Consider the following 1,697-nt stretch of genomic DNA (forward strand, 5'->3'; position numbering starts at 1 on the left):
GGCCAGCCGGCCCGAAGATCCGGCGGACGGGATGCCCGTGATCTAGCCCAACTTTCCCAACTGGAGGGCTGAAACGACAATTTTGAGGTTGGAAAGGGGGAAAAAGCGAATCATTTCAAGGGGTGTCGGTCGGCGAGCGGCTGTAGTGAAGACCAAGTGCCTTTTATGCTGGTGAATTGGGCGTAGACTCGCGGTCCATGTACTTGCGTTACACGCGCCGGCTCAAGGACGGCAAGGAACACCGCTACTGGAGCATAGTGGAGAGCCAGCGCTGCTCGGGTGGTCGGGTGGTGCAACGGCCGGTGCTGTATCTGGGCGAGATCAACGACAGCCAGCGCGAGGCGTGGTGCCGTGTGATCGAGGCGTTTGACGAAGACGAGCAACGCCAGCGGCAGCTGGCGTTGTTCCCCGCCGATCGGTCGGTGCCGGCGCACGCTCAGGAGTATGGGGTTCAGGTTCGGCTGGCCGGGATGCGGTTGCATCGGCCGCGGCAGTGGGGCGCGTGCTGGCTGGCCTGTCAGCTCTATGAGCAGCTGGAGCTGGACCGGTTCTGGGCGGCGCGCCTGGCGGACTCGCGCGAAGGCACGTGCTGGCGGCACGTGGTGCAGACGCTGGTGTGCTATCGGCTGATTGATCCGGGCAGCGAGTGGCGCCTGCATCGGCAGTGGTTCGAGCACAGCGCGATGGGCGATCTTCTGGGCGAGGACTACGGGCTGGTCGCGAAGAACGCGCTGTATCGTTGCCTGGACAAGCTGCCGGCGCACAAGGCGGCGCTGTTCAGCCATCTGCGGCAGCGCTGGCAGGATCTGTTCGGGGCGCAGTTCGAGGTGCTGCTGTACGACCTGACGAGCACCTACTTCGAGTCGGCGCCGCCGGAGGATGAGGCGGACAAGCGCCGCTACGGCTACAGCCGTGACAAGCGCCGCGACTGCGTGCAGGTGGTGATCGCGCTGATCGTGACGCCGGAAGGCTTTCCGCTGGCCTACGAGGTGCTGCCGGGCAACACCGCCGACAACACCACGCTGCGCACCTTCCTGCACAAGATCGAGGCCCAGTACGGCCGGGCGCGCCGCATCTGGGTGATGGACCGTGGCATTCCTACCGAGGCCGTCCTGGCCCAGATGCGCCAGGCCGATCCGCCCATCCATTATCTGGTCGGCACGCCCAAGGGGCGGCTCAGCAAGCTGGAGAAGGCCCTGCTGGACAAGCCCTGGCAGAGCGTGCGCCACGGCGTCGACGTCAAGCTCCTGCCGCAGGATCAGGAACTCTACGTGCTGGCGCGCCGCCGCATGCGGGTTCACAAGGAGCGCGCCATGCGTCAGCGGCAGTTGAAGCGCCTGTGGGCCCGCCTCAAGCAGGTGTCGACCATGGACCTCGACCGCAAGGAGCTGCTCATGAAGCTGGGCGCTGCGCGGGCCAAGGCGCCGGCAGCCTGGCGTCTGATCGACATCGCCGTGGCTGACGACGGCACCGCCTTCAGCTTCGCCCTCAATCGCACCAAGCTCCGCCGGGTGCGCCAGCGCGAGGGCCGATACCTGCTGCGCAGCAACCTCTGCGGCCATGACCCGGCCCAGCTGTGGCAGTTCTACATCCAGCTCGTCGAGATCGAAGCCGCCTTCAAGAACCTCAAGGACGACCTGCGGCTGCGCCCCATCTTCCACCAGCTCGAAGAGCGCATCGAGGCCCATATCTTCGTC

The 1,697-nt window shown here is 65.9% G+C and carries 1 protein-coding gene; it reads left to right on the forward strand.

All coding sequences use genetic code 11. From position 1 onward, the window contains the following. Positions 1-197: 197 nt before the first annotated feature. The coding region (locus I8N66_RS37205; protein ID WP_291165556.1) for an IS1634 family transposase at positions 198-1,697 on the forward strand (1,500 nt) is incomplete at its 3' end.

This window comes from Ensifer sp. SSB1, from assembly GCF_016652895.1.
Taxonomy (GTDB): domain Bacteria; phylum Pseudomonadota; class Alphaproteobacteria; order Rhizobiales; family Rhizobiaceae; genus Ensifer.